The 25,267-nt window shown below is 34.8% G+C and carries 18 protein-coding genes; 15 read left to right on the top strand and 3 right to left on the bottom strand.

Features of this window, described 5'->3' with window-relative positions:
- Positions 1-20: 20 nt before the first annotated feature.
- The 5 genes from HAV12_RS16775 (at position 21) to HAV12_RS16755 (ending at position 4,414) form a co-directional block, all read left to right on the top strand.
- A complete protein-coding gene (locus HAV12_RS16775; protein WP_171570685.1) occupies positions 21-188 on the top strand; it encodes a hypothetical protein in 168 nt (55 codons plus the stop codon).
- Complete coding sequence (locus tag HAV12_RS16770) at positions 185-646, top strand: DUF6036 family nucleotidyltransferase (protein ID WP_171570684.1); 462 nt, start codon at positions 185-187, stop codon at positions 644-646. The genes HAV12_RS16775 and HAV12_RS16770 overlap by 4 nt, the downstream gene beginning before the upstream one ends.
- 46 nt (positions 647-692) lie before the next feature.
- Positions 693-1,976 carry a glycosyltransferase family 4 protein gene (locus tag HAV12_RS16765; protein ID WP_171571707.1) on the top strand — a complete coding sequence of 428 codons (1,284 nt, stop codon included), beginning with the start codon at positions 693-695 and terminating at the stop codon, positions 1,974-1,976.
- Between the two features lie 95 nt (positions 1,977-2,071).
- Complete coding sequence (locus HAV12_RS16760) at positions 2,072-3,541, top strand: lipopolysaccharide biosynthesis protein (protein WP_171570683.1); 1,470 nt, start codon at positions 2,072-2,074, stop codon at positions 3,539-3,541.
- A 573-nt stretch (positions 3,542-4,114) separates the two neighbouring features.
- Positions 4,115-4,414, top strand: coding sequence for a hypothetical protein (locus HAV12_RS16755; protein WP_132037815.1), 300 nt, complete (start codon positions 4,115-4,117; stop codon positions 4,412-4,414).
- Positions 4,415-4,484: 70 nt separating this feature from the next.
- Here HAV12_RS16755 and uvrA read toward each other — a convergent pair whose 3' ends face one another.
- Positions 4,485-7,280: an excinuclease ABC subunit UvrA gene (gene uvrA, locus HAV12_RS16750; RefSeq protein WP_171570682.1), complete on the bottom strand. Its 2,796-nt coding sequence runs from the start codon at positions 7,278-7,280 to the stop codon at positions 4,485-4,487.
- A 230-nt stretch (positions 7,281-7,510) separates the two neighbouring features.
- On the opposite strand from uvrA, the gene HAV12_RS16745 reads away from it, so the two are divergent.
- From HAV12_RS16745 to HAV12_RS16705, 9 genes are all read left to right on the top strand, one after another.
- The gene (locus HAV12_RS16745) at positions 7,511-10,279 is read left to right on the top strand and encodes a triple tyrosine motif-containing protein (RefSeq protein ID WP_171570681.1); all 2,769 of its coding nucleotides are present in this window, start codon (positions 7,511-7,513) and stop codon (positions 10,277-10,279) included.
- A 240-nt stretch (positions 10,280-10,519) separates the two neighbouring features.
- Positions 10,520-13,585, top strand: a complete 3,066-nt coding sequence (locus HAV12_RS16740; RefSeq protein WP_171570680.1) for a TonB-dependent receptor — start codon at positions 10,520-10,522, stop codon at positions 13,583-13,585.
- Between the two features lie 11 nt (positions 13,586-13,596).
- A complete protein-coding gene (locus tag HAV12_RS16735) occupies positions 13,597-15,078 on the top strand; it encodes a RagB/SusD family nutrient uptake outer membrane protein (RefSeq protein ID WP_171570679.1) in 1,482 nt (493 codons plus the stop codon).
- A 13-nt stretch (positions 15,079-15,091) separates the two neighbouring features.
- Positions 15,092-16,690 (top strand): hypothetical protein, encoded by a 1,599-nt coding sequence (locus HAV12_RS16730; RefSeq protein ID WP_171570678.1) that lies wholly within the window; start codon positions 15,092-15,094, stop codon positions 16,688-16,690.
- A gap of 11 nt (positions 16,691-16,701) precedes the next feature.
- Positions 16,702-18,363 (top strand): family 16 glycosylhydrolase, encoded by a 1,662-nt coding sequence (locus tag HAV12_RS16725; protein WP_171570677.1) that lies wholly within the window; start codon positions 16,702-16,704, stop codon positions 18,361-18,363.
- 83 nt (positions 18,364-18,446) lie between these two features.
- Positions 18,447-19,205, top strand: coding sequence for a family 16 glycosylhydrolase (locus HAV12_RS16720; RefSeq protein WP_171570676.1), 759 nt, complete (start codon positions 18,447-18,449; stop codon positions 19,203-19,205).
- A 330-nt stretch (positions 19,206-19,535) separates the two neighbouring features.
- Positions 19,536-20,120, top strand: a complete 585-nt coding sequence (locus HAV12_RS16715) for an RNA polymerase sigma factor (RefSeq protein ID WP_127337092.1) — start codon at positions 19,536-19,538, stop codon at positions 20,118-20,120.
- A gap of 50 nt (positions 20,121-20,170) precedes the next feature.
- Complete coding sequence (locus HAV12_RS16710) at positions 20,171-20,314, top strand: hypothetical protein (RefSeq protein ID WP_171570675.1); 144 nt, start codon at positions 20,171-20,173, stop codon at positions 20,312-20,314.
- 703 nt (positions 20,315-21,017) lie between these two features.
- The gene (locus HAV12_RS16705) at positions 21,018-22,079 is read left to right on the top strand and encodes a lipopolysaccharide assembly protein LapB (protein ID WP_171570674.1); all 1,062 of its coding nucleotides are present in this window, start codon (positions 21,018-21,020) and stop codon (positions 22,077-22,079) included.
- A gap of 186 nt (positions 22,080-22,265) precedes the next feature.
- Here the strand turns inward: HAV12_RS16705 and nth are convergent, their stop codons facing one another.
- Complete coding sequence (gene nth, locus HAV12_RS16700; protein WP_171570673.1) at positions 22,266-22,919, bottom strand: endonuclease III; 654 nt, start codon at positions 22,917-22,919, stop codon at positions 22,266-22,268.
- A 179-nt stretch (positions 22,920-23,098) separates the two neighbouring features.
- On the opposite strand from nth, the gene bcp reads away from it, so the two are divergent.
- A complete protein-coding gene (gene bcp / locus HAV12_RS16695; protein ID WP_171570672.1) occupies positions 23,099-23,551 on the top strand; it encodes a thioredoxin-dependent thiol peroxidase in 453 nt (150 codons plus the stop codon).
- Positions 23,552-23,784: 233 nt separating this feature from the next.
- On the opposite strand, the gene HAV12_RS16690 is transcribed toward bcp, so the two are convergent.
- Positions 23,785-25,245 carry a TonB-dependent receptor gene (locus HAV12_RS16690; RefSeq protein ID WP_132037826.1) on the bottom strand — a complete coding sequence of 487 codons (1,461 nt, stop codon included), beginning with the start codon at positions 25,243-25,245 and terminating at the stop codon, positions 23,785-23,787.
- Positions 25,246-25,267: the final 22 nt, after the last annotated feature.

The following is a 25,267-nucleotide window of genomic DNA, read 5'->3' as shown; positions in this document are numbered from 1 at the left end:
TGTATTTTAAAGACTGAACAATGAAAAAAAACGTGTTAAGTTTTGGTACTCCAAAAGAGTTGGAAGCTAAAAGAACAGCTGAAATAAAATCTCTTTCTTATTTGGAAAGATTAGAACGATTGATGGCAATTATTGAAGTTTCTTATACTTTAAAAACGGCTACAGTAATTCAATCTAAAAAACGATGAATGAGCAAATAGTTGCTATATGGAATAGTTTTTTCGAAAATAAAGTTAAATATATAACTATTGGTGGGTTTGCAGTAAACATATATGGCTACAATAGAAACACTGGAGATATTGATATTTATTTAGAAGATACCTTTGAAAATCGGGTTAATTTAAGAAAGGCGTTAAAGTCAATTAATTTAGGAGATTTTGAAACTATCGAAACTATGCAATTCATTCCTGGCTGGACCGATTTCAGTTTAAATTATGGTCTGAGATTGGATGTTATGACTACAGTAAAGGGTTTAGAACATAAATCTTTTTCTTCATTATTAGAAGACGCTACAATTGTAATGATAGGCGAAACTCCCGTTTATTTTATTGATTATGATAATTTAATTATTGCTAAAAAAGCAGCAAATAGACCTAAGGATATTTTAGACATTGAGGAATTAGGTAAGGTAAATAATGATAGATAAAGACACACATAATTGGCAAGAGCTGGCTTCTCAGAAATTAAATAAGTTGAAACAAAAAAAACTCTTAATAATTACCTACTATTTTCCCCCTGCTGGAGGTCCTGGCGTGCAGCGTTGGTTGAAATTCGTCAAATATTTACCTGAATTTAATGTTCAGCCTATTGTGTATATTCCTGAAAATCCAACTTATCCAATAGTAGATGAAGGTTTAGTCAGTGAAATTTCTGATCAGGTAATTGTCCTGAAAAATAAAATCTGGGAACCTTACCAATTGGCTTCTGTTTTTTCAAAAAATAAAACCAAAAAAATCAGTTCCGGAATTTTTCCTCAAAAGAAAAAACAAACCTTTTTAGATAAAACCTTTCTTTGGATTCGTGGTAATCTGTTTATTCCGGATGCACGGGCTTTTTGGGTAAAACCTTCGGTAGTTTATCTTGAAAAATATATTAGAGATAATAATATTGATACCATTGTAACCTCCGGGCCACCGCACAGCCTTCATTTGATTGGTTTGGAATTAAAACAAAAACTAGACATAAAATGGCTGGCAGATTTTCGTGATCCCTGGACAACAATCGGGTATCACAAAGCACTGCGCTTATCTTCTTACGCAGCTAAAAGACATAAAAATTTAGAACATAAAGTACTTAATTCGGCAGATACCATAATTGTAACGAGTAAAACGACCAAAACAGAGTTTCAGGCCATTACCAACAAACCAATTTCGGTAATTACTAATGGTTATGATATCGAAAATGTTGAAAAACAGGCTTTAGATACCAAATTTACGCTGGCGCATATCGGTTCCTTTTTATCCGATAGGAATCCTGAATTTTTATGGGAATCTCTGGTAGAATTACTGAATGAAATTCCGGATTTTAAAGCTCATCTGGAAATTAAATTAATTGGTGCCGTCAGTCAGGAAGTACTGGATGCTATTGCTCAATTTAATCTCAATCCTTATTTGAATCTTTTGGGTTATGTTTCACATCATGAAGCTATTGCGCATCAAAAGAAATCACAGGTTTTGCTGTTGATCGAAATCAATTCGGAAGATACCAAAAGTATCATTCCCGGAAAATTGTTTGAATACATGGTATCAAATCGTCCTATAGTAGCGATTGGGCCGCAAGGTTCTGATTTTGCAGCTATTGTAAAAGAAACAAATACCGGTGTATTTTTCGATTATTCTGAAAAAGCGAAGCTAAAAAGTGTAATTTTGGACTTTTATAATCAATTTCTGGAAGGAAAATTACAAGCGAATGGTGTTGGTTTACAGCAATATTCGAGAAAAAATCTTACCAGACAATTGGTAGAATTGATTAGTTAAGAGAACCATTTCAAAGGCAATAATAATTTCAAAAATCATAAAAGAGTAGAAAATCAAAAATCTAAACTCTGCAATCTAAACTCTGCAATCAAAACATGGGTATTGTCTTAAACCAGTCTTTCAAGAACACCATTATTACTTATATCGGCTTCGGAATTGGGGCTATCAATACACTTTACTTATATCCTGTTTTTTTAGGCGCAACCTATTATGCTTTAACGAACTATATTCTTTCTGCTGCAAATGTGATTATGCCTCTTTTCGCTATCGGAATGCAAAATACGTTAGTCAAGTTTTACTCCCAATACAAAACGGAAGAAGAAAGAGAGCAGTTTCTGTCGTTTACAGCATTGTTTCCTATCCTTATGTGTATTCCGTTAGGTATCATTGGTTTGTTCTTCTTTGATGATATTACAGCCTTTGTTTCGAAAGAAAATCCCGTTGTTAAGGAATTTATGTACCTCATTCCGTTTATTGGGATTTGTATGGCCTATTTTGAGATTTTTTATGCGTGGGCGAGAGTGCATATGCATTCTGTTTTTGGCAATTTTATAAAAGAAGTCGGTTTAAGGTTATTTTCTACTGTTGCTTTGATCGGTTTATATTTTCACTGGATCAGTTTGGTTCAATTTGTTTATGTTACAGCAGTAATTTATTTTGTTGCCTTTATTATCACGATGTTTTATGCTTTTTATATTAAAAGGCCCAATTTCCAGATTACAATTCCGGAAAATGTAAAAAGTGTAATGGAGTATACTTTCTTTATTATTTTATCGGGAAGTGTAGCGAATCTGCTTTTAGACGGAGATAAATTGATGCTGAATCAGTATATGAAAATTGAAAACATCGCTTATTATTCGGTGGCGACTTATATTGCGTTGGTAATTTCGGTTCCAAGTAGGGCCATGCACCAGATTGTATATCCGATTACTGCAAAATTAATGCATGAAAACAAACACGACGAATTAAATAGTTTATACAAGAAAACCTCAATAAACCTTCAGTTTGTGGGTGGTTTTGTAATGCTGTGTATTTTTGTAAATATCAATCAATTGTACGAATTGGTGCCGAAAGAGTATAGCGGAGGAATTCCGGTTGTATTTATGATTGGAATTTCCAAATACTTCGATTTGATTTTAGGGAACAATAATGCTATTATTTTTAATACTAAATATTATCGTATGGTCTTGTATTTAGGATTGATGTTGGTGTTTTTAACCTTTGTTCTAAATATGATTTTTATTCCCATTAAAGGTATTTTAGGTTCGGCCTTTGCTACTTTATTGTCCATTACATTATACAGTCTGGCCAAATTGCAGTTTGTGGTTAAGAAGCTTCATTTGTATCCGTTTACAAAACAGACCATACATTCTATTCTGATCACATTTGCATTATTCTTAGTGTTTTATTTTTGGGAATTTCCTTTTTATCAGCTGATCAGCATCGCATTAAAATCGGTTTTAGTAACGATTCTTTATATTTACCTGAATTATAAATTTAATATCTCGCCGGAGATTAATCAGGTTATCCAGGGACTTTTAAAAAGAGTTGGAATTAAAATTTAAAGAGAACTTTACACAAGATTTGACCACATTTACCGCGATTTAGGCAATGTCTGCCTTCAATATTCTCAAATTTTAAGGTTTGCATTTGTGCAAAAAAAACTTGTGATTGATTGTATGTTTCTTTTCTAAATAAATATTTATAAGAAATAACGTATAATATTGTTTCAGTTTAATTCTTCGTCAAATTAATTCTTCAGAATTCATTATAATGTCGCAGTACTGGAGATTATTTCCTACATTATAAAGCGTTAAGGGATAGAAACACAACAACAATTCCTGAAAATTATTTAAAAAGGAATTGTAATCCAACTGTTTTGAGGTCGTAAATAAGAGCTAAGTTGTTGATTTTCTTCTTTAAAGTTTAAATTTTAACATATTTTTTTTTTGTTATTTGATTAATAAAAATTAAATTTATGTAAGAATTTGATATTAGTATGAAGATCTAATGGAAAATATCTTAGAAAATGCAATAAAAGTAATTTTAACGTGTTTGCTTAATATGGAGATCCCTATCTGTATTAGAAATAATTAACATTTATATACCACAATTTGGATTAATTTAATCTGCCCATTATGAGAAACAATAAACTGAGTCAGGAACAGAGCTTTCAGGTATTTTCTAATATGATATCAAAGAAAGTTCACAAGGGGTTTACATTAGAGGAAAGAAATGACGAATTGCTTTTTGCAGTTCTGTCAAAAGGAGGGAAGGTTGTCAATCATGGTTTGAATTTTATTATTTTTTGTCTGACTTTAGGATTATGGTCATTCGCTTGGCTTTATCTTACTATAGAAGCCTCAAAGCAGAAAAAAATATTAGTTGCAATTGATGAAGATGGATTGCCTTTTGAAGAAAGGTGTTTAGTAGCTTAATACAAGCTATTAGAAAATAAAGCGGCCAGAATAATAGGATTCTGGCCGCTTTATTTTTTTAATGAGGAACTTATAATTTATCCTTCAGATAAACTCCCGTAACCGATTCTTTTACCTTCACAATATCTTCCGGAGTTCCAACGGCTAATAAATGGCCTCCGTTTTCTCCGCCTTCAGGGCCTAAATCAATAATCCAGTCAGCACATTTTATAAGATCAAGATTGTGTTCAATTACAATAATGGAATGCCCTTTATCTATTAAGGCATCAAAAGAAGCCAGCAGTTTTTTGATGTCGTGAAAATGCAATCCGGTTGTAGGTTCATCAAATACAAACAAAGCTTTGTCTTTTGTGGCACCTTTTACTAAAAAAGAGGCTAGTTTGATACGTTGCGCTTCACCCCCTGACAGCGTAGAAGAGGATTGTCCTAACTGAACATATCCCAATCCTACATCCTGAAGCGGCTGTAATTTCTGAGTGATTTTTGCCTGCTTGTTTTTTTCGAAAAAAGCAATCGCATCATCAATAGTCATCGTTAGAATGTCATTGATGTTTTTATCATCGAAAGTAATTTCTAAAACTTCTTTTTTAAAGCGTTTGCCTCCGCAGGTTTCACAAGGTAACTGCACATCGGCCATAAAGACCATCTCGACGTTTATAGAGCCTTCTCCTTTACAGGTTTCGCAACGGCCTCCATCAACATTAAAAGAAAAATGTTTGGCCTGGTATCCTCTTATTTTAGATAGTTTTTCTTTGGCATACAAATCACGAATATCATCATATGCTTTGATATAAGTAACGGGATTAGATCTCGAACTCCTTCCGATTGGATTCTGATCTACGTATTCGATATGTTTTATCTGAGAAAATGAGCCTTTTATTTCGCTAAACTGACCTGCTTTTTCTGCTGCGTTTTCAAGCTTTTTCTGCATGGCAGGAAACAGGATTTTTTTGATCAGCGTACTTTTTCCGCTTCCTGAAACTCCAGTGATCACCGTTAAAACATCCAAAGGGAAAGTAACATTGATATTTTTCAGGTTGTTTTCCCTCGCACCGATAATTTCAATATGATTTTTGAATTTTCTTCTCTTTTTGGGAACCGCTATTTCTAAATCACCATTTAAATATTGGGCCGTTAAGGATTCCGATTTTAATATTTCATCATAAGTACCCTGAGCGACAAGATGACCTCCATAGGTACCGGCTTCCGGACCTATATCAATAATCATGTCAGCCGCTTTCATAATATCTTCGTCGTGTTCTACCACGATAACCGTATTGCCTAAATCACGAAGTGAAAGCAAGACTTTAATCAATCGTTCAGAATCTTTTGGGTGCAGACCAATACTTGGTTCATCCAAAATATACATAGACCCGACCAGGCTGCTTCCTAAAGAGGTCGCCAGATTGATTCGTTGTGATTCTCCTCCCGAAAGTGTGGCAGAGTTTCTGTTAAGGGTAAGATAATCAAGACCAACTTCCGTCAAAAATGACAGGCGATTATTGATTTCGATCATTAAACGTTTTGCGATTTGCTGTTCGTAAACGTTTAATTCGATATTTTGGAAAAAAGTAACCAGGTGTTTGATCGGTAAATCGACTAAATCGGAAACTGTTTTACCGTTTATTTTTACATAGGATGCTTCTACGCGTAAGCGTTTTCCACGACAGGCATGGCATTTTGTTTTTCCGCGGTAACGGGACAGCATCACCCGATTCTGAATCTTATAATTTTTTTCTTCTAATTCCCTAAAGAAATCATTTAGCCCCTGAAAATACTGATTTCCTTTCCAGAGCACCTCTTTTTGTTCTTCAGATAATTCAAAAAAAGGTTTGTGAATCGGGAAATCAAATTTGTAGGCATGTTTGACCAGTTCGTCTTTGTACCAGCTCATGCTGTCGCCTCTCCAGGGATAAACAGCACTTTCAAAAACAGAAAGCGAAGTATTCGGTACAACCAGATCAGCATCAATTCCGATAATATTTCCGTATCCTTCGCAAACCGGACAGGCACCGTATGGATTGTTAAAACTAAATAAATGAACATTTGGTTCTAAAAACGTAATACCATCCAATTCAAAATTATTAGAATACGAAAAACGTTTTTCTGAGTTTAATTCCTGTAAATAACAAATTCCTTTTCCTTCAAAAAAAGCAGTCTGTACGGCATCTGCCAGACGGTTATAGAATTCTTCCTCTTCTTTGACCACGATTCGGTCTATAATAAGCAGGATATCTTTATTGTCTAACTGATGAAGATCAGCAGCTTCAAATTCATCCAGACGAACCATTTCGTTATTGACTAAAATACGGGCAAAACCTTGTTGTAAAAGTACTTTTAATTTGTCTTCCAGCTGTCGGCCTTCTTCGAGGTGAATAGGCGACAACAAAAGCCATTTACTGTCTAATTCTAATGTTTTTACATCTGAAACGACATCTGAAACGGTATTCTTTTTAACTTCCTGACCGGAAACAGGCGAATAGGTTCGGCCAATCCGGGCAAACAAAAGTTTCATATAATCGTAGATCTCAGTCGAAGTCCCTACTGTAGATCTCGCATTGGTCGTATTTACTTTTTGCTCGATCGCAATCGCCGGAGCGATTCCTTTGATATATTCTACTTTGGGTTTGTCTAAACGTCCCAGAAACTGACGCGCGTAAGAAGACAGACTCTCCACGTAACGTCTTTGTCCTTCAGCATATAAAGTATCAAATGCCAGACTCGATTTTCCGGATCCGGAAAGCCCTGTAATGACAACAAGTTTATTTCTGGGAATCGCTACATCTACATTTTTTAAGTTATGTACTTGTGCTCCTTTAATGATAATATTATGTTTCGGGTCGAGTGTAGAAAGGTCAGTTTGCATAAAAAAAAGTCAATTTCTACAAAAGTAATCAATTTTGAATTGAGTTTTGTTAATCCCATTGTTCCAAATTTTAACTAATTGTTCCAAAATTGCCATGTTTTCGGCATTGCTCTTTTTTTTACTAAAAATTCATTGTTTCAATAGAAAATAAGCTATTTTAGAACTGTTTTTGTAATAAATTAATACTACGGCTAAACTTGAAAACTAAATTTTCTATACTTTGTTTTTTGATGAATGTAATCCTGTTTTCTCAGGAACTTCCACCAATTGTAAAATACCCATCGACTATTTACGGGGCCGGGAACCAAAGCTGGATGATCTCGCAGGATGAACAGAATTATCTGTATTTTGCCAATAACGAAGGTCTTCTGGAATATAACGGAACCAATTGGAAATTATATCCAACTCCAAATGAAACGATCATGCGTTCCGTGAAAGTAATCGATAATAAGATTTACACGGGATGTTACATGAATTTTGGCTACTGGACCAGGCAGGCAAACGGGAAACTGAAATATACCTCGCTAAGTGATACAATAAAAGCTAAAATTCTTGACGATGAGCAGTTCTGGAACATTTTAAAATACGATCACTGGATTTTATTTCAGTCCTTAAACAGAATTTATATTTACGATACCAAAACGAAAAGCTTCAAAATTATTTCCCCTAAAAACGGTGTTATAAAATCGTTTAGTACCAAAACCTCTATTTATTATCAGACGATAAATGAGGGTCTTTTTGAGATAGAAGCCGGAAAAGGAAAACTAATTTCTGATCATCCTGTTTTAAAAAAATATACTATTGTAAATGTTTTTACCCTTGACGATGGTTTGCTGATTCAAACCCAACTGGATGGATTTTATAAACTCTCGGGAGCAACTTTAACACCATTTAGAACCGCTGTCGACACAGAATTAAAATCGAGTTTTGTGTACAGCAGCCAGCGTCTTCAGGATGGGAGTTATGCACTGGGGACAGTTTCGAACGGTGTTTTTATTTTATCAGACCAAGGCCAGTTAAAGTATCACATTTCACAAAGTAAAGGCCTGAGTAACAACACCGCTTTGTCTTTGTTTGAAGATAAAGACCAAAATGTATGGATCGGCCTTGATAACGGAATCAATTGTATCAACCTACAGACGCCAGTGCATAGTTTTACGGATGACACAGGAGTTTTGGGAACCGTATATGCTTCGATTGAATACAACGGCATATTATATGTAGGAACAAATCAGGGGTTGTTTTGCAGGAAATACAAAAGCAATGAAGATTTTCAGTTTATAAGCGGAACAAAAGGTCAGGTGTGGTCCTTGTTTGTTTACGATCATACGCTTTTTTGCGGGCATGATTCGGGAACTTTTATTATTGATCGTACCGCTGCAAAAAGTATTTTTTCGGGTTCCGGCACCTGGAAATTAGAGCGGATTCCTAATGCTGAAAATCAATTGTTACAGGGCAATTATTATGGGATTTCGGTTTTGGAAAAAACAGGAAGTGAATGGAAGTTTAAAAATAAAATAAAAGGCTTTGATTATTCTTCCCGTTATTTTGAAATCACCAATACTCTTGAAGTGTATGTCAGCCATGAATACAAAGGTATTTTTAGGCTGAAACTGGATCCGTCTCTTTTAAAAACAAAAGAAGTCTATGCCTATTCTACGCCAAAAAAAGGAAAAAATGCAAGTTTAATAAAATTTAATAATTCTATTTATTATGCCTGTAAAGAAGGAATTTTTAAATTAAATTCAAAATCAAAACAATTTGAAAAAGATAGATTATTAAGTTCTATTTTCGAGAAAGACGAATATACATCCGGTAAATTGATTGTAGACGATTCTAACCGGATATGGCTTTTTTCCAAGAACTACATTCATTATTTTTCTGCCAGTAAACTTAGTAATCAGTTAAAACAAAATATCATCCCGATTCCGTCTTCCTTAACCAATTCGATGCTGGGTTTTGAGAATATAAGGCAGATTTCAAAATCAACTTATTTAATCGGAACTACAGATGGCTATTACATTCTTAACATTGATGATTTAAGCTTTAAGAACTATAGTGTTTCTATTGCTGAAATTTCAATCAATAAGCAAAACCAAATCTTACATAATGTTGCTTTAAATGAAGAAGGAAGTTTTAAATCAACCGAAAATAATATCACTTTAAACTATACGGTTCCCGAGTACAATAAATACATCAATACCGAATATCAGTATCTTCTGGAAGGATTTCAAAATGACTGGAGTGAATGGAGTACCAAATCGTCGGTTAATTTTAAAAATCTGTCACCCGGGAAATACACTTTCAAAGTAAGGGCGAAATATGCCAATACCATTTTGCAAAACAGTGCTGTTTATAGCTTTGTGGTTCTAAAACCGTGGTACCTGACGAATCTGGCCTGTTTTATCTATTTTCTGCTGATTCTAGTCCTGGCTTATTTTATCAACAAGTCGTACCGTAATTTCTATCAGAAACAGAAAGAAAAGCTAATTGAAGAGAACAATCTTTTATTAGAGATAAAAGAGCTGGAGAATGAACAACAGCTCATGAAACTGCGAAACGAACAATTGTCTCAGGATGTTGATAATAAAAACAGGGAACTGGCTGTTTCGACGATGAGTTTAAACAGTAAAAATGAGCTGCTGGCCTTTATTAAAGAGGATTTGAAGAAAACCACTCAGGACGACAACAAAAATATCAAATCGGTAATCAGAACCATTAATAATAATATAACCGAGGAGGATTCGTGGAAAATATTCAAGGAAGCCTTCGATAGTGCCGATAAGGATTTCTTAAAAAGAATTAAACAAATCCATCCTTTATTAACGCCGAATGATTTACGCCTTTGTGCATACTTAAGACTGAATCTTTCGTCAAAAGAAATAGCACCTTTATTTAATATTTCTGTTCGAAGCGTAGAAATAAAAAGATATCGTTTGCGTAAAAAAATGGATTTACAGCACGAAATCGGTTTAGTGGAGTATATTCTGGCTGTATAGGAAAGTCAAATTCTATTAAAAATACCTATACATCACCACAACATTAACGTTTTATTGTACTTTTTACATTTAAATGTTAATAAAATTAACATTCATAATTTCTTATAAAATGTAGGCTTGTTTTGTTATATCTTAATTTTAATTGGTTTTTTTTATGATGTATGTTTTTTGTTGAGGTTAATTTTGATTTATTCTTAAAAGGATAAGATAAATTTAGCTTTCAATAAAAACTAACTAATTATGAAATCTAAATTATTACTAATGGTATTGCTGCTGTTTACATCTTTTGCATTTTCGCAGACTTTGGATGTAACAGGAACCGTACTGGATGGCTCAGGTTTATCATTGCCTGGCGTGAATGTAAAAGTTAAAAGTTCATCGCAAAGTACAACCACGGACTTTGACGGATCTTTTAAATTATCAGGTCTCCCGAAAGGAACTACAATTGTTTTCAGTTACATTGGTTTTCGAACACAGGAAGTTGTGGTTTCGGGTACCAAAATTACCGTAAAAATGAGTGACGACGCCAGATCGTTAGATGAGGTGGTCGTGATAGGTTATGGTAGCCAAAAGAAAAGAGAAGTAACTGGAGCGGTTTCTGTCTTGGATAGCAAAACGCTTGATATCCTGAAACCGGCAAGAATCGAGCAGGCTTTGCAAGGAACCATTTCAGGGGTAAATGTTACAACGCAATCCGGAGCTCCGGGTGCGCCTATAGATGTTCGTATTCGTGGTATCGCTACAAACGGACAAAATGGACCAACCACTATTATTGATGGTTACGTGGGAGAACTGAATGTTTTAAACCCGAATGATATTGAATCTATAACCGTTTTAAAAGATGCTCAGGCAGCCATTTACGGAACTATTGGTGCAAACGGAATCATTTTGGTTACTACCAAAATGGGAAAGAAAAATTCAAAAACAAAAATCTCTTTTAATAGCTATACAGGATTTCAGGAAGCGTCGACAAAATTGTCAATTCTTAATGCTACTGAATATGCTTTATTATTGAATGAAAGTTATGCCAATGGTGGAAAAGCGCTTCCTTATCCAAACGTAAGCGGTTTAGGAAAAGGAACAGACTGGCAAAAAGAAGTTTTAGGGAAAGGAGTTCCGTTGCTAAACAGCGATTTGACAATTTCAGGAGGATCTGAAAAAATTACCTATTCTATTAGTGGTTCACACCTTGATCAGCAAGGTATTGTGGGCGGCGACAAATCCGGTTACTTAAGAAATACAGCCAGAATAGGATTAGGAGTAGATTTGAGTGATAAAATCAAACTAAAAACAAATGTAATCTATACTTATTTTAATAGAAAAACAATTAATGAAAACGGACTGGGATCTGTATTGTTTAACGCCTTAAACGTACCGGCTACATTAAGTCCGTATGATGCAAATGGCAATTTTACCTTAGTGCCAAGTACTACAGGATTTGGAACAGAAATTATAAATCCGTTGGCACAAATTGAAAATACGTACAATGATTATAATTATAAAAAACTAAACGGAAACTTTGGTTTGGATTATAAAATTTTCAAAGGATTTGTGTTATCAAGTTCTATCGGATTTAATACAGCAAACAGTGAAAACAAAACATTTGATCCGCAGATAAGTTATGGTGGAAAAGTTTTTGATGTACAAAGAAGTTCTGTAACACAAAGAACCGTAAACGACAACGATTACTCATTTGATATTTATGCAACTTATAATACGAAAATCGCAGACAACCATAACATAACGGCAACATTAGGAAATACCATTTATAAACAATGGGGAAATTCTGCAGTTGCAACAGGTTTTGATGTGCCAAATAACTCATGGGAGTTTGCTGATCTTTCTTTAACTAAAGGATTGCCAACTGCCTTAAATACCGGTGGTTACGTTTACGATCAAAGAAGAATTTCATATTTTGGAAGAGCACAATACGATTATAAAGGAAAGTATCTTTTTTCAGCAATGATCAGACGAGATTCTTCGACAAAATTTGGTCCGGGTAATAAAGTGGGCTATTTTCCATCGTTTACAGCAGGATGGGTGGTTTCTGATGAAGGTTTCTTTGGAGAATCCCAAACACTTAACTTCTTAAAATTCAGAGCCAGTTACGGAACTTTAGGAAACGATCAAATCCCGAATAATGGTTATTTAAGTATTTTGAATGGTGAAGCAACGTATGTTTTTGATGGTGTATTAGTAAACGGAATCGCAACAGGACAAATACCAAATGAAAATTTAAAATGGGAAGAAGCCAAAAAATTCGATGTTGGTTTGGATTTAAAATTATTCAATGATAAATTTTCTGTTGTAGCAGATTATTTTATCGATACCAGAAAAGATTTATTGATACCAAATATCCCTGTTTCAGGAATTATCGGAGTTGGTGCTCCGGGCGCAAGTGCACCTACAATGAATGCGGGAACAGTGAGAAATTCAGGATTTGAATTTGCGATAGATTATAAAGAGAAATTTTCAGATTCATTTTCAATGTCATTAGGTTATAATGTGACTTTTCTTAAAAATGAAGTGTTAGAAGTAAATAACGGAACAGGTTTTATCGAACAAGGTGCTTTTGGAGTAGGACAGCCGGCCGCAGCACGTATGGAAGCCGGAAAACCAATTGGATATTTTTATGGATATATAACCGATGGAATTTTTCAAAATCAGGCAGAAGTTGATGCACATCCGTCTCAATTGGCTTTAGGAGCAAATGCTTCAGCAGGAGATATTCGTTATAAAGATATCAATAATGATGGCTTAATTGATACCAAAGACAGAACCGATATTGGCGACCCAATTGCAGATGCTACAATGGGTTTCAATATTCAGTTAAATTATAAAAACCTTGATTTTGCAGTATATACATTTGCGTCAGTAGGAAACGATATGGTTCGTAACTACGAAAGAGTACTTTCAGATGCCAATCGTCTTGATTATGTTTTAGACAGATGGACGGGCGAAGGAACAAGTACTACTGTGCCAAAAGTAACTACGGGAGCTACAGCAAATAATGTGTTATCAGATTATTTTGTAGAAGATGCTTCTTATCTCAGAATTCAAAATGTACAATTAGGATATACAATCAATCCAAAAGTGACCCAAAAAGCTGGAATTACAAAGCTAAGACTTTATACCGGCGTAAATAATCTGTACACTTTTACCAAATATAAAGGTTTTGATCCGGGAGCTTCCTTTGGACCAACAAATCAGGACGGAGTTTCACAGTCGCCAATTGGCGCCGGAATCGATTACGGGTTTTATCCTGTTCCAAGAACTTATTTATTGGGCTTAAACATTAATTTTTAATTTCAATTAAAATGAAAAAATATTTATTTACTACTCTGGTAACGATAACCGTAATTCTAACTGTAACAACTTCTTGTTCAGATGAATTTGTTAATCCAAAACCTGAATATTCGATCGATTCTGAGAATTATTTTAATTCTAAAGAAGATTACGATCAGGCATTAATTGCTGCTTACGACTTGCTTCAGTCAACATACGTAAATGTTTTGTTGGGAGAAATTGCCTCAGATAACACATTGGCAGGAGGAGAAAGCCCTACAGATGTAATTGGTTTTCAGCAAATAGACGATATGATTCATACACAAGTGAATAGCAATTTAAAAGATGTCTGGAACTGGATGTTTGCGGGAGTTCAAAGAACGAATTATATACTTGAATTTCAAAATAAAACAGATTTTGCAGGAAAAACACAGCTTATAGCCGAAACACGTTTTCTGAGAGCATATTACCAATTTGAATTAGTAAAGTGGTTTGGTGGTATACCAATGAAAGGCGATGCGAGGTTTAAAATTGGAGATGAAAAAACGATTCCGCGTTCATCAGCTGCAGAAGTTTACTCTTCAATTGAAGCTGATTTGATTTTTGCATCGGCAAATTTATCTCCAATTGCTTCTCAAAAAGGCCGTGTTACAAAAGGCGCTGCTCAGGCATTATTAGGAAAAGCGTATTTGTTTCAGGGCAAATTTGCACAGGCAGCAACTACTTTACAGGGTTTAATAAATACATCACCCTATTCATTAGTAACAGATTACAATAAAATTTTTGAATTTGAAGGAGAAAACGGAACCGAATCTGTTTTTGAAGTTCAGTACACAGATGTTGAAGGTGCCGGTTTTCCATGTTTGCAATGTAGCGAAGGAAACGTTGCAGTAGGTTTTAGCGGCGTTAGAAATTATGCAGGGCCTTTATTTTCTCCCGGATTTAGTTTTAATATTCCAACTCAGGAGGCAGCAGCTGCTTTTGAAACCGGAGACAAACGTAAAGCTGTTGCTATATTGGATATTGCGGCCTGGGCTGCAGCAAATGCTGATGTAACCTTTGGAAAAGGAAATGAAGATACAGGATTTTTCAACAGAAAATATTTGCCAAGAAAAAGAAGCGACGTAGCTGCCGGAGATTTGAATTTAACGAATCCAAACAACTACAGGGCAATTCGTTATGCTGATGTTTTATTAATGGCTGCAGAAGCTTACAACAGAGGCGGAATCGATGACGCAAAAGCAAGAGAATATTTAAATCAGGTAAGAAGACGTGCTTTTGGAGACAATAATCATGATATTTCAGCTTCCGGAGAGGCACTTACAGATTTTATTGCAGACGAAAGAAGAGTAGAGCTTTTTGGAGAAGGACACCGCTTTTTCGATTTGGTAAGAACCGGAAAAGCAGTGGGAACAATTCCTGGTTTTAAAGCGAATAAAAACGAATTATTTCCGCTTCCAATCGAAGAAATTCAGTTTGCAAACGGAAATTGGAAACAAAATCCCGGATATTAAAAAAACAGCAATTATGAAAAAAATACATTCTATTATAAGTCTTTTTGTTTTAGCACTATTTTTTAGCTGCTCAAGCGATAACAGCGATATTGATTTAGATGGTCTGGGTGAACCAACAAATATATCGGCTCTGACCACAGTAACACAGGACAATACAGGTAAAGTTACTTTTGTGCCTAAAGGCGAAGGCGTAACACAATACAAAATTAATTTTGGCGACGGAACCCCGGATTCTGATTATATTGGAGCCGGATCAAACGTTTCACACGTTTATAAAGAAGGCATTTACAAGTCTAAAATTACTGCAATGGGACTGAACGGAAAAACTACCGAAATTGAAAAAGAAGTCGTAGTTTCTTTTAGAGCCCCTGAAAATTTAGTAGTTGAGGTTACCAATGATTTATCGGTATCTAAAAAAATAACGATTAAAGCAACTGCAGATTTTGCCTTGTTTTATGATGTTTATTTTGGAGAAACAGGAAAACCGGATCCAATTTCGGCAAACAATGGCGAATCAATTTCGTATACGTATCAGGAAGCTGGAATTTACACCGTTCGTGTGGTTTCTAAAAGTGCTGCGATAAAAACTACCGAAAAAACGATTGAAGTTACAGCCAAACTGGTTCTTAACCCAACAACATCGGCACCAACTCAGCCAAGCAGACAGGCCGGAGATGTAATTTCTATTTACAGCGCTAAATATACCGATATAACCGGAACTGATTTTTATCCAAATTGGGGACAATCGACTACTTTATCAGAATTTATTTTAGCCGGAGATAAAATGCTGAACTACAATAATCTGAATTATCAGGGAATTGCGCTGGCAGATGGAGTAACAATCGATGTTTCGGGAATGGAATATTTCCATATGGATGTTTGGACGACAGATTTAGATAAAATCGACACATTTTTAATTAGTAAAACTAATGGAGAAAAACCCGTAGCGACAAACCTTACAGCAAACGGATGGACAAGCATTGATATTCCGATTTCGGCATTTACAAGTCAGAATTTAACGGTTGCCGATATTTTTCAATTGAAGTTGGTGGGAACTCCGGCAGGAAAAAATGTTTATATTGATAATATTTATTTCTATAAAACAGCCGCAGAATCTATTAAATTGCCACTTGATTTTGAATCAGCTTCTCTAACATATGTTTGGGGTGGTTTTGGAAATGTTGATGCAGCAATTATAGCAAATCCAAATAAAACCGGAATTAATTTATCTGATAAAGTTTTAAAATTAGACAAAAAATCAGGTGCAGAAGTTTGGGGCGGAGCAAGTTTAAATCTCGAGAACACACTTGATTATACAAAAGGAACAACCGTAAAAATAAATGTCTGGTCACCAAAAGTGGGTGCTGATATCTTGTACAAAATGGAGCTTTCAACATCTCCAAAAGACGGAAACGGTAATCCAACGGTAGCAATTGAAGTTCATGCAATAACGACAGTAGAAAATGCGTGGCAGGTTTTAACCTATGATCTTACAACTGCACCGGGCTTTAGTACAACTATTAAATATGACAGAGTAATTTTATTCCCGGACTTTGGTGTAACAGGAGCAGGGCAAACTTTTTACTTTGATGACATAAAACAATCCAATTAAAAGAAGAAATCATGAACAAAAAAATAATCATAAAGATAGTATCCTTATTTACGATTCTTCTTATGGCGGGTTGTCAGAAAGATGATTTCACATTTGGATCAATAGACACGCCAACAAATCTAAAGGTAACAGCCGAGATTGTTGGGAAAACAGCCGATGCGCCTTACGGGGACGGTTCAGGAATGATAAAATTAGTGGGTACAGCAGATAACGCTATTTCATATAAATACGTATTTAGCGATGGAACTTCAGAAAATTCGCCAACAGGTAAATTTACAAAGCGTTTTACCAAAACAGGAAGAAACACGTACACCGTAACGCTTATAGCAACGGGTAAAGGCGGAGTGGCATCAAATACCACAATTGATGTTGAGGTTTTAAGTAATTTCAACGATGACGAAGCCGTTCAGTTTTTGACTGCCGGCACTTCTAAAAAATGGTATTGGTCAGCATCAGAGCCGGGACATTTAGGCGTAGGTCAAAATGACGGGGATGCTACTAAAAACTATTATGCGAATTATTATCAGGCAGGAGCCTTTGAAAAAGCGGCTTCACCAACAAGCAGCTGTTTATACGAAAATGTATTGACATTCTCTCTTGATGGAGGTCAGTTGAAATTTGAGTTAGACAATGGCGGATCAACGTTTTTTAATGCTTCTTTTGCAAGTGTGGCAGGAGGAAGTTCACCAGACGATGCGTGTTTAAGCTACAATACCGGGGGAATAAAAACAGTTTCATTAAGTCCATCGGAATCTGTTGTTTCGAAAAACCCTGATCACGCAACACAAACCCGCGGAACCATGTTAAACTTCTCTGATGATGGATTTATGGGGTATTATATCGGTCAAAGTTCATACGAAATTCTGTCCATTACAGCAAACAGAATGGTCGTTAGAGCCGTAATGGGAGGAAATCCCGCACTGGCCTGGTATCATATCTTCACTACAACACCACCAATTCAGAATCCGGTGACAGATTATACTAATTTGGTATGGTTTGATGAATTCAATACAGATGGAGCTCCTGATGCTGCAAAATGGGTATATGACTTAGGAAATGGTACTAATGGATGGGGAAACAGTGAAAAACAAAATTATACCAATTCTGCTGCCAATGTAATTGTACAAGGAGGAAACTTAAAAATCACAGCTAAAAAAGAAGTTTCAGGCGGGTTTAATTATTCATCAGCCCGATTAAAATCAGAAGGTAAATATGATTTTACTTATGGTAAAGTTGAGGTTCGTGCCAAACTTCCAACAGGAGGAGGAACCTGGCCGGCAATCTGGATGCTTGGGGCTAATTATGCGACTAATGCCTGGCCGTCTTGTGGCGAAATAGATATTATGGAACATGTAGGGAACAGTCAAAACCTGATTCACGGAACACTTCATTATCCGGGGCGTTCAGGTGGAAACGCCAATTCAGGTTCTAAAACTGTTCCGAATGTTTCTACAGAGTTTCATGTCTATAAAACGATCTGGTCACCTTCATCTGTAAAAATTTATGTAGATGATGAATTGATTCATTCCGTTGCAAATGATGCTTCCCTGCCATTCAACAAGGACTTTTTCCTGATCCTGAATGTGGCCATGGGAGGTAATTTCGGAGGTAATATTGACCCTGCTTTTACACAATCTTCTATGGAGATTGATTATGTGAGAGTGTATCAATAGATTGTAAATTAATTAGTAAGAATGAAATGAGAAGGTCAGTTTGAGGCTGACCTTCTTAATTTTAGTAATTTTAAAACGATACTATGAAAAAAGTAGTTGTATTATTATTGATCAGCAGCTTTTGTTTCGCGCAAAAAGCCAATCGAAAGCTTATCTGGGAAGAAAATTTTAATAAAAAGAAAATAAACGAATCCTTCTGGAACTTCGAACTCGGAGACGGTTGTCCGGATTTATGTGGTTACGGAAATAACGAAAGGCAAATTTATACCAAAACGAATCACCAGATAAAAGACGGAAATTTAATTATAGAGGCCAGAAAAGAAGGAACTAAATATACCTCCACAAAAATTACAACCAAAGGTAAAAAACAATTTCAATATGGAAGAATAGAAGCAAGGGCTAAACTTCCTGTCGGACATGGTTTGTGGCCCGCATTCTGGATGTTAGGAGCCAATATCGATGAGGTGAAGTGGCCAAAAACAGGAGAAATCGATATTTTGGAATATATAGGAAGAGATCCGCATATGGTATATACCACCCTGCATACTCAGGACAGCCATGGCAATACGATCAATACCAAAAGAACAGAATTCCCTGCCATTGAAGAAGGATATCATATCTATGCTATAGAGTGGTCGAAAGATAAAATAGAATTCTTTGTAGACACTACTTTAGTATATACATTTAATCCCGAAGTTAAGGACGAAAATACCTGGCCGTTTGATAAACCATTTTACATTATTGTCAATCTGGCAATCGGCGGAAATTTTGGAGGACCTGATGTAGACGATACTGTATTGCCACAAAAATATTATGTAGACTATGTTCGCGTCTACGAATAATCATTAAAATACTATAAATAGTATTAAAAAAAGAAGATGTAACTGGTTTAAATTAAGTGATTTAGGTGAGTTTGTCTTCTTTTTTTAAATGTTAAAACCTTACTGTTATTTGGTAATTTTAAAGACTTTGACAGGATTTATTAATTTTAATTAAGATTAATTACCATTTTATTATTAATTATTTGTTGTTTGTATTTGCTTTTTAAAATAATTATTTGTTAAATTTGAACAGATTATTAACAAAACCAAAAAAAGATCCGCCTATTATATAAAATTACTTTTTAGAAAAAATTACTCCAAATTTTAAACAGAAACTAAAAAAGTAGTATTATGGCTGATCTGCATATTCCAGACGCTCTATTGGTGAAAAATTATGTTGAAGGCAACGAGAATGCTTTAGCGACATTAATAAAAAGACATGAGTCTAAGATATATGGATTTATATATTCAAAGATTGCTGATAGAGATATTTCAAACGACATTTTTCAGGATACTTTTATCAAGGTAATCAAAACCCTTAAAAGCAATTCATATAACGAAGAAGGTAAATTCCTGCCTTGGGTCATGCGTATTTCCCATAATCTAATCGTAGATCATTTCCGTAAAAACAAAAAAATGCCCATGTACAGAGAAACAGAAGAGTTTTCTATCTTTTCTGTTATGTCGGATGATTCTTTAACCATTGAAAATAAGATGATTTTTGATCAGGTCGAAGTGGATCTTAAAAAAATAATTGAAGAGCTTCCTGAGGATCAAAAAGAGGTTTTGGTAATGCGTATGTATCAGGATATGAGCTTCAAGGAAATATCGGAACTTACGGGTGTAAGTATCAATACCGCATTAGGAAGAATGCGTTATGCCTTAATGAATTTGAGAAAAATTATTGATAAACATCAAATTATTTTAACCAACTAATACTATTTTGAGTATTAGCCCGTTATACTATTATAAAACACTTTCATGGTATGGCGAAAATTTACTCTAAAAAAGCATTAGCTTCTAAAAACTTAAAACCAAAAAAAGAAGTCGTTTCTTTTTTATTAAATTACTCACAAGCGTTGACAGTTGTGAAGATTAAAGATAAAAGTTTTGATATTATAGCTAATTAAACAGCCCGCTGCCTTGGTCGGATGTTTATTTCGAAAGAAAAACCAAATGGTCGTTTTGGTTGAAAGCTCACTATTTGTATGCAAATACAGATAGTGAGTTTTTTTTGTTTAAATCAAATTCAGAACCCTTTCTGCGTTTAATTATATAAGAATTATAAGACTTTCAATTACTGTCTTAAACTGTAGAAGTCGTTGTATTAAGGGTATTTTGTAGTAAATAACATTTTTTATTCTGTACAATTGTAGGTTATTATTTATTTTGCACGAAACGTTATATTTTGGTTAAAAAATTGTTTGTATTTTATTTGTCTATTCAGTTTTTAATTTTATTTTAGATAAAAATAAATTGTTTGTAACAAATAATTAATAAAAAGGTATTTATAGTTTAAATATTGTTAAAATCATGTATTTTTTATAAGTATGCTTTAAAAGTAATGAAAGAATCTTTAACCCCTAAAATGTTTAATATGATAAAAAACTACACTAATTAATTTGTTCAGTTTGATAAACTTTTAAATCCATAAGTGGAAATTAAGAGTGCATGCAATTTTGCTTAAAAGAAACCAGACAACAATCCTGTTTTGTCCGGAGATGAAAATATTTTTTAAAAATAGTCATAACCACTTTTAAGCCGGCATATTCTGCCAAAATTGCTCAGGAAATAAAAACCAAAACTTTATTTAACCATCAAACCTAAGTTCAAATGAAAATGAAATATTTAATACTATCAATTGTATTGATGAATGTTAGCGTGTATGCCCAAAATGCACAAATTAAAGAAGCGCAATCTATTTTTGAAAAAGGTAATTCCCAGGCTGCAATGACGATTTTGAATAAAACAGAATACATGATCCTTAATGCCCCTGATGAAGACAAATCTGATTTTTATTTTTTGAAAGGAAATGTATTAAAGGATTTAGCTACCAAAGATATAGATGCAGCCAATAACTTTACCTTAGCCTCACAAGCCTATCAGGATGTGATGTTATATGAAAATGAATCCGGAAAATATAAATACAGTGTAAAAGCCGGTGCAGCATTAAAACAAATGAAATCCAATCTCGTAAATGGTGCAATGAATGATTTTAAGGCAGGTAAGTTCAAAGAAAGCGCAGAAAAGAGTTTTAAGGTGTATTTGTTTGATAAAAAAGACACCCTGAATTTGTATAATGCAGCGGCAGCTTCTGTAAATGCAGAAGATTATGATTCGGCAATTAAATATTACGAGCAGTTAAAGAAAATCAACTTTTCAGGAAAAGGAATTGTTTATTACGCTACGAATAAAAAGACAAAAGAAGAAGATACTTTTATTTCGCCAAAAGCAAGACAATCAGCTATTGATGCCGGTCTTTATGAGAAACCAAGAACAGAATCTGTTCCTTCGAAAAAAATAGAGGTAAATAAAAATCTGGCTTATTCTTATCTGGAGAAAAAAGATTTTGCCAAAGCAGAAACAACTTATAACAGTATTTTGGAGATAGATCCAAATTGTGTTGATGCGTACGTTAATCTGGCTTATTTAAAATTGGAACTAAAAAAAGCTTTAACAGAAGAAATTTCCGCTTTAGGAACCAGTCCAAAAGAAATGCAGCAATACGATAAACTAAATGCTAAAAAAGATGATATTGCCAGAAGTGCTATTCCCTATCTTAAAAAAGCACTTCTTATTGAACCTAAAAATGAATCCGTTGCAAAAACACTTTTGGGAGTTTACAGATCACTTGACATGACTATGGAATACAATTCTTTAAAAGCCGGAATGTAGGTTGTTGAGGCTAATAATAAAGGTGCAAAGGTACAAAGTCGCAAAGGTGCAAAGGTTTGAATAGCTTGATGAGGTTTCTGGTTTAGAGAAAAATCAACTATTAAACTTTTGCACCTTTGTATTTTATAAAACAATAATAAAGTTTAACCGGAATTCTTAAGCAATTAAAGTTACCTCATTTGAAAATTACTTAACCTTGCTCATTTCATCGATAATAGATTTCTTTCCAATCGTTCTCGTAATAATATCTTTCTCTAAACTCCAGCCACGGGCAGGGGAATATTCACGGCCGTACCAGATAATTTGCAGATGTAAATCATTCCATAATTCGCGTGGGAATAACCTTTTGGCATCTTTTTCTGTTTGTACCACATTCTTTCCATTCGAAAGATTCCATCTGTACATCAATCGGTGAATGTGTGTATCAACCGGAAAAGCAGGAACTCCAAAAGCCTGGGACATGACCACACTTGCTGTTTTATGGCCAACGGCAGGTAATTCTTCAAGTGCCTCAAAACTCTGCGGTACTTTTCCGTCATGTTTGTCAATAAGAATATGCGATAAGCCATAAATTCCTTTCGACTTCATCGGGGATAATCCGCAAGGGCGAATAATTTCCTTAATTTCTTCCACAGACATTTTTATCATATCATAAGGATTATCAGCCTTTGCAAAAAGTAAAGGTGTAATTTGATTCACACGGACATCTGTGCATTGTGCCGATAATAAAACAGCAATCAGTAAAGTATAAGGATCTTTGTGATCAAGAGGAACAGGTATAGTAGGGTAGAGTTCTTTTAACGTATTTATAACAAATTGTACGCGAGCTTCTTTATTCATTTCCGTATTTTTAATCCCGTAAAAATAATGAATTATAAGTTAAAAGTAAGGAGTTATGAGTTATGAGTTATAAGTTGTGAGTGATGAGTTTCAAATGTAAATCCAATTCAACAATCTTTACTCTTTCCTCTTTATTATTCGGTTTAAAAATCTAAAATCAACAATCTAAAATAAAAAAAATGACAACATTAAAACAAGGAGATAAAGCACCACAATTTTCGGGAGCAGATCAGGACGGAAACATCCATAAATTGGCAGATTACGCCGGAAAAAAGCTGGTAGTTTTCTTTTACCCGAAAGCAAGCACACCAGGCTGCACAGCTGAAGCCTGTGATTTAAGAGACAATTTCGAACGTTTTAAAGCCAATAACTACGAGCTTTTAGGCGTAAGTGCCGACAGCCAGAAAGCACAGGGGAAATTCAAAGACAAATATGAATTCCCTTTTCCGTTAATTGCCGACGAAGATAAATCAGTAATCAATGCTTTTGGTGTTTGGGGGCCTAAAAAATTCATGGGAAAAGAATACGACGGAATCCACAGAACCACTTTCGTAATTGATGAAAACGGAATTATAGAAGAAGTAATTGAAAATGTAAAAACAAAAGAACACGCATCGCAAATTTTGAAGTAGCCGTTTGTTTGCAAAAAAAAAGTTAGCGTTCAGTTTGTTCATTTCGAGGAACGAGAAATCATACTTGCTAATCCACAAAGATTGGCAAATTTTCTTTACGGATTTTCTAATGTGATTTCTCGTTCCTCGAAATGACAAAATTGCGAAAAACTGTGACCGAGACTGAAAACAAAAAAAGTCCAAAAAAGAAATTATTTCTCTTTTGGACTTTTTTTGTTCTGAACAAATAATCGTTATATATTTTGCTCCAATTCAGTTTCAGGATGATAACCAAATAAATGATGTTCCTTTATAATTTCGGCAACTCCGGAAGGCAACATAGGTTCCCAGCCCGATTTCCCCTGACTGATCATTTTTAAAACTTCGCGTGAGAATACGTTCAATATATCGGTATTGTAATCTTTTATGTCCACTACCTTTCCGTTGAATTTGAAGAATTTATACAATTCTTTCATTCTAGGATGAACTTTCAGGTTTTCAGAAGTAATAATTTCTCCATTTTCACCCAACATCGGATATAAAAATACTTTCATATCGCGGTAGAATAATTTTCCAAAAGCTTCCAGGATTCCACCACTCAGGTGACGGTAATATTTCTCGTCAAAAATATCAATTAAGTTATTTACTCCCATCGCCAATCCCATTCGGGCTTTGGTATAGTTAGCAAAATATTCCACTACTTTATAATATTCCTGGAAATTAGAAATCATAACGGTTTGTCCTAACGAACAAAGTAATTCTGCCCTGTCCATGAAATCGCGTTCGTCAATTTCACCATCAGAACGTAAATTCGATAGTGTAATTTCAAAAACAACCAGAGTATTCTCTTTTTCAACCTTATTTTCTTCCAGAAACATCTTCAATGATTTCTCGTACATGTCAAGGTTTACATTCGTAACCGGACGAAAACTTCCCCTAAAGGCCAAAAGGTTCTTTTTGTATAAAATGGCAGCCGGTAAAATATTTTTCCCTTCAGGGTTAAACATTACAGCATCTGTCATTCCGTTTTTAACCAGTTGTAAACTCATCAGACGATTGTCAACATCTGCAAAACGGGGTCCTGAGAAGTTAATAGTGTCAATTTCAAGCTGGTCTTTATCTAAGTGATCGTATAAATAACGAAGTAATCGTTTTGGATCGTTGTATTTGTAAAAAGCACCGTAAATTAAGTTTACACCTAAAATTCCCAGTGTTTCCTGTTGTAGTCTTGCGTCAGTTTCTTTAAAACGAATGTGCAGAATAATTTCGTTGTAAGCTTCGTCCGGTTCTATCTGGTATCGTATTCCAACCCAGCCGTGACCTTTAAATTGTTTGGCAAAGTCAATAGTTGCAACGGTATTGGCGTAACTAAAGAAAAGTTTGTTGGGATGTTTTTCTCGGCTCAGACGCTCTTCTATAAGTTCACCTTCAAAGGTTAACATTTTTTTGAGTCGGTTTTCGGTTACGTACCTTCCGTCACCTTCAATTCCGTAAACGGCGTCACTAAAATCTTTGTCATAGGCAGACATTGCTTTTGCAATAGTTCCCGATGAACCTCCGGACCTGAAAAAATGCCTGACCGTTTCTTGTCCAGCACCAATTTCAGCAAATGTTCCGTAAATATTCTCGTTTAAATTAATGCGTAACGCTTTGTCTTTTATAGAAGGAATCTGTTCGATGACCTTGTCACCTTTGAGTTTTATTTCTGTACCCATTTTATTTTAAATAGATTTGTTA

The organism is Flavobacterium sp. CLA17 (genome assembly GCF_013112255.2).
GTDB lineage: Bacteria > Bacteroidota > Bacteroidia > Flavobacteriales > Flavobacteriaceae > Flavobacterium > Flavobacterium circumlabens.
Note: the sequence above shows the minus strand (reverse complement) of the source record. Positions and strands in the feature narration are given on the sequence as shown.

Excerpts from the sequence above, each read along its gene's own strand:
- bcp (WP_171570672.1), top strand. The coding sequence starts at position 23,099 with ATGACAACATTAAAACAAGGAGATAAAGCACCACAATTTTCGGGAGCA.
- HAV12_RS16755 (WP_132037815.1), top strand. The coding sequence starts at position 4,115 with ATGAGAAACAATAAACTGAGTCAGGAACAGAGCTTTCAGGTATTTTCT.
- HAV12_RS16735 (WP_171570679.1), top strand. The coding sequence starts at position 13,597 with ATGAAAAAATATTTATTTACTACTCTGGTAACGATAACCGTAATTCTA.
- HAV12_RS16715 (WP_127337092.1), top strand. The coding sequence starts at position 19,536 with ATGGCTGATCTGCATATTCCAGACGCTCTATTGGTGAAAAATTATGTT.
- HAV12_RS16740 (WP_171570680.1), top strand. The coding sequence starts at position 10,520 with ATGAAATCTAAATTATTACTAATGGTATTGCTGCTGTTTACATCTTTT.
- HAV12_RS16720 (WP_171570676.1), top strand. The coding sequence starts at position 18,447 with ATGAAAAAAGTAGTTGTATTATTATTGATCAGCAGCTTTTGTTTCGCG.
- nth (WP_171570673.1), bottom strand. The coding sequence starts at position 22,919 with ATGAATAAAGAAGCTCGCGTACAATTTGTTATAAATACGTTAAAAGAA.
- HAV12_RS16770 (WP_171570684.1), top strand. The coding sequence starts at position 185 with ATGAATGAGCAAATAGTTGCTATATGGAATAGTTTTTTCGAAAATAAA.
- HAV12_RS16730 (WP_171570678.1), top strand. The coding sequence starts at position 15,092 with ATGAAAAAAATACATTCTATTATAAGTCTTTTTGTTTTAGCACTATTT.
- HAV12_RS16775 (WP_171570685.1), top strand. The coding sequence starts at position 21 with ATGAAAAAAAACGTGTTAAGTTTTGGTACTCCAAAAGAGTTGGAAGCT.
- uvrA (WP_171570682.1), bottom strand. The coding sequence starts at position 7,280 with ATGCAAACTGACCTTTCTACACTCGACCCGAAACATAATATTATCATT.
- HAV12_RS16690 (WP_132037826.1), bottom strand. The coding sequence starts at position 25,245 with ATGGGTACAGAAATAAAACTCAAAGGTGACAAGGTCATCGAACAGATT.
- HAV12_RS16710 (WP_171570675.1), top strand. The coding sequence starts at position 20,171 with ATGGCGAAAATTTACTCTAAAAAAGCATTAGCTTCTAAAAACTTAAAA.
- HAV12_RS16745 (WP_171570681.1), top strand. The coding sequence starts at position 7,511 with ATGAATGTAATCCTGTTTTCTCAGGAACTTCCACCAATTGTAAAATAC.
- HAV12_RS16705 (WP_171570674.1), top strand. The coding sequence starts at position 21,018 with ATGAAAATGAAATATTTAATACTATCAATTGTATTGATGAATGTTAGC.
- HAV12_RS16725 (WP_171570677.1), top strand. The coding sequence starts at position 16,702 with ATGAACAAAAAAATAATCATAAAGATAGTATCCTTATTTACGATTCTT.
- HAV12_RS16760 (WP_171570683.1), top strand. The coding sequence starts at position 2,072 with ATGGGTATTGTCTTAAACCAGTCTTTCAAGAACACCATTATTACTTAT.